4 protein-coding genes are annotated in these 3,851 nt (G+C 46.3%); all 4 read right to left on the bottom strand.

Annotated elements, in window-relative coordinates; all coding sequences use genetic code 11:
• Positions 1-107: 107 nt before the first annotated feature.
• On the bottom strand, positions 108-965 hold the full coding sequence (gene rpoH / locus AB4371_RS17000; protein WP_017055518.1) for an RNA polymerase sigma factor RpoH: 858 nt from the start codon (positions 963-965) through the stop codon (positions 108-110).
• A gap of 177 nt (positions 966-1,142) precedes the next feature.
• A complete protein-coding gene (ftsX, locus tag AB4371_RS17005; protein WP_372055705.1) occupies positions 1,143-2,111 on the bottom strand; it encodes a permease-like cell division protein FtsX in 969 nt (322 codons plus the stop codon).
• The gene (gene ftsE / locus AB4371_RS17010) at positions 2,098-2,775 is read right to left on the bottom strand and encodes a cell division ATP-binding protein FtsE (RefSeq protein WP_004736585.1); all 678 of its coding nucleotides are present in this window, start codon (positions 2,773-2,775) and stop codon (positions 2,098-2,100) included. Before ftsE ends, ftsX begins: the two co-directional genes overlap by 14 nt.
• Before the next feature lie 78 nt (positions 2,776-2,853).
• On the bottom strand, positions 2,854-3,851 hold a 998-nt coding region (ftsY, locus tag AB4371_RS17015; protein ID WP_102398534.1), incomplete at its 5' end, for a signal recognition particle-docking protein FtsY.

The raw sequence follows: 3,851 nt of genomic DNA on the forward strand, positions 1-3,851 counted from the left end.
GCTCGGCGCACAACAAAAAGGCCGAGATCTCTCGATCTCGGCCTTTTCAAAATTCAGCTATTTGTTAGCTCTACTAGAAAGTAGAAGCTAATAGAAACTAGATGCTATTAGAAATCACCAACGGCTTGTTTCAATTTCTTCATCGCATTCTTTTCTAACTGGCGAACACGCTCAGCTGAGATACTGTAGGTATCCGCTAAGTCTTGCAGGGTTGCCTTGTTGTCGTCTAACCAACGTGAGCGAACAATGTGTTGGCTACGCTCGTCTAAGCTTGCTAGTGCTAGCCCTAGGCGATTATTGGTGTGTGACTCCCAGTTAGCCGCTTCAACCGTCTCAGCAACGTCTGACGCCTTGTCTTCTAGGTAGTAAACTGGAGCAGTGTAAGCAGAACCGCCATCGTCATCGTCCATAGGCGCTTCAAACGTCGCATCTTGTGCTGCTAAGCGAGATTCCATCTCACGAACTTCTGAAGGCTCAACACCCAGTTCACGAGCAACCGTCTCAACTTCACCGTTATTGAACCAACCCAAACGCTTTTTAGACTTACGAAGGTTAAAGAACAGTTTACGCTGTGCCTTAGTGGTCGCAATTTTAACGATACGCCAGTTACGTAGAACGTATTCATGGATTTCAGCTTTGATCCAGTGAACAGCAAACGAGACGAGACGAACACCAACTTCTGGATTGAAGCGCTTAACAGCCTTCATCAAGCCGATGTTACCTTCTTGGACGAGATCAGCCATTGGTAGCCCGTAGCCAGAGTAGCCTCTTGCAACGTGCACCACGAATCTTAGGTGGGAAAGGATCAAGCCTTTCGCAGCGTCGATCTCACCTTTGTAATGTAATCGCTCTGCAAGTCCACGTTCCTCTTCAGGAGTCAGCATAGGGTAGCTGTTCGCTGAGCGGATATAGCTATCTAAACTATCTTGTGTGACTAAAGCCATTTGATACGCTTGGTTTGCCATTCGGTTCCTCATCAATCTCTGATCTGGAGTAATACATCTATTAAAACCCTACAATCTTGAACCTAAAATGAACAGGTTTCAAGGAGGGGGAAGTAATTATGCATAATCAATTCGTCTATACAAGGCAAAAACTGGTTAAGAAGTGCCTATTTTTCGTCTAAATATGACTCTATTCACCTAAACTGGTTCAATTTCTTTTAGGTGACGCTGTGCAGAAAGCTTTGCAGCCACACTACCAAGCAGAGTTCCGACGATCAAAAGCAGTAAAGATTCATCCCAATTCAGGCCAATTAAACGGAAGTGGCTGTCGTATAGCTGAGCCAAGTCATCCACCGCGCTGTTCAGCAATACGGTAATCAATGCCGTCATTACCCAAGCGCTAATCGAACCTAAAACGCCAAACCACATCCCAGCATAAAGGTATGGTCGAAGAATGTAGCTGTCGGTCGCACCAATCAGCTTCATGGTTTGAATCTCTTCTTTATGCGCCAACACATTAAATCGTAGTGTATTGCCGATAATCAGAAATACCGCGCCCAGCATCAATACCGTTAAGGTAATCACGATGACAGCCGCTAATGCTTTGATCGCATCTAATCGCGCTAACCAATCTTCGTCTAGGCGAACATCGGTCACTAATTCTTGTTGTTTAACTGTGCCTGCCAGCTCTTTAATTAAGGTATCGCTGTGCACGCTTGGCGTAATCACCAGCACACCTGGCAGTGAATAATCGTCGAGAATGGTTAGGGCGTCTTCAAAACCAGAATACTGGCTGAGGTCTGCAAGCCCTTGCTGCGGAGAAATGTACTCCACGAGCTCAACTTGATCCCAACTTTCGATTTCATCCTTAAGCACCATTACTCGTGGCTCAGGAATACCATCCTCTACATAAGCACTTATTTGTGACGGGCTAGTGACATCTTGCGCCACTTCCCCTACATTTTTACCTAATAGGTACAAACAAGCTGGCATCGCCAACGCCATAGAGATCACCGCAAGGGTCAGTAAGTTGCCTAACGGGCGCTGCCACATTTGCGAGAACGATGACTTGGCTTGTTTCCAGTGAACAACAAAGAAGCCGTCGCTTGAAGCGCGGTTTGCTGCTCGATTAGATTGAGGTTTTTTGATGCGCTTATTCGCGGCCATAGTCTTCAACCTCACTCAAAAATCCTTGGTTTAATTCAAGATGGCGGTACTGAGGGCGAGTGTTCACTAACCCGATATCATGCGTCGCTAGGATGATCGTCACACCTGCGCGGTTGAATTCTTCAAATAATCGCAACACACGGTTAGATAATTCAGGGTCTAGATTACCGGTAGGCTCATCGGCTAAAAGCAGAGTTGGACGGTTAACCACGGCGCGAGCAATACCCACGCGTTGTTGTTCACCACCAGAAAGTTGGCTTGGCAAACAACGGGCTTTATCTAATAAACCGGTTTTATCCAACGCAGCACTGACTCGGCGTTTTATTTCGTTTTCAGAAATAGATTCAATACGCATAGGCAGAGCGACGTTATCGAAAATCGAACGGTCCATCAGCAGGCGATGGTCTTGAAAAACAATCCCAATATTACGGCGTAAGAAAGGAATGTCTTTGGCTGGGATACGAGTGATATCGTGATCGTTGAACCAGACACGTCCATCAGTTGGACGCTCTATCGCGCAGATCAACTTCAGCAAGGTACTTTTACCAGCCCCAGAGTGCCCACCCAAAAAAGCCATCTCTCCACGTTTCAGGTGAAAGTCCACTTTTTGGAGCGCTTGTCTTCCACCTCGGTAGGCTTTACTCACTTGCTGAAATTTGATCACCGAAAATTCCTCTTACGATCACTAATATCAAATTTAAAAACGGTAGCAGATTAAGGATAAACCACTTTGCTACTCGCGTTACTCTTCGCGGCTAAATAGTGCTTCAATGAAGTCTTTAGATTCAAATGGACGCAGGTCATCAATACCTTCACCCACACCAATGTAGCGGATTGGAATCTGGAACTGGTCAGCAATTGAGAAAATTACACCACCTTTCGCCGTACCATCTAGCTTAGTCAGTGTAATACCCGTAACTGGAGCCACTTCACTGAACAACTTCGCTTGGCTGATAGCGTTCTGACCTGTACCTGCATCGAGCGTTAGCATGATTTCGTGTGGCGCAGAGTCATCAATCTTCTTCATTACACGAACGATCTTGCGTAGCTCTTCCATCAGGTTGCTCTTGTTCTGCAAACGACCGGCTGTATCAGCAATCACAACATCAACACCACGAGCCTTCGCTGCTTCAATCGCATCGTAGATAACAGACGCACTGTCCGCACCAGTGTGTTGAGCGATAACTGGCACATCGTTACGCTGACCCCAAACCTGAAGCTGTTCAACGGCTGCAGCACGGAAGGTATCACCCGCTGCTAGCATCACTTTCTTGCCTTCATTTTGGAATTGTTTCGCCAGCTTACCGATCGTAGTTGTCTTACCTACACCGTTCACACCCACCATTAAGATAACGTAAGGTGTTTTAGTGGTATCAACAACCAGTGGCTGTTCCACTTGGCTTAAGATGTCTGCCATCTCTTCTTTGAGCAGACCATAAAGCGCTTCACCGTCTTTTAGGTCATTGCGAGATGCTTTTTCTGTCAGGTTTTCAATGATCTTAACCGTGGTATTCATACCCACGTCAGCAATCAGAAGTTGCTCTTCTAGCTCTTCAAACAGGTCTTCATCGATTTGCTTGCCTTTGAACAGACCAAAGAAACCAGCACCGATGTTTGCTTTAGTGCGGCTTAGGCTGCGCTTAAGACGAGCAAAGAAGCTTTCTGTCGGCTTCTCTTGTACTTCTTCAACCTTAGCTTGAGGAACTGCCACTTCTTCCTGTTCTGCTTCTGCTTCTGCTT

Origin of the sequence: Vibrio sp. 10N.261.51.A3, assembly GCF_041471965.1 — a bacterium.
GTDB lineage: Bacteria > Pseudomonadota > Gammaproteobacteria > Enterobacterales > Vibrionaceae > Vibrio > Vibrio crassostreae_C.

Coding starts and splice junctions, on each gene's coding strand:
- rpoH (WP_017055518.1), bottom strand. CDS start 965: ATGGCAAACCAAGCGTATCAAATGGCTTTAGTCACACAAGATAGTTTA.
- ftsX (WP_372055705.1), bottom strand. CDS start 2,111: ATGGCCGCGAATAAGCGCATCAAAAAACCTCAATCTAATCGAGCAGCA.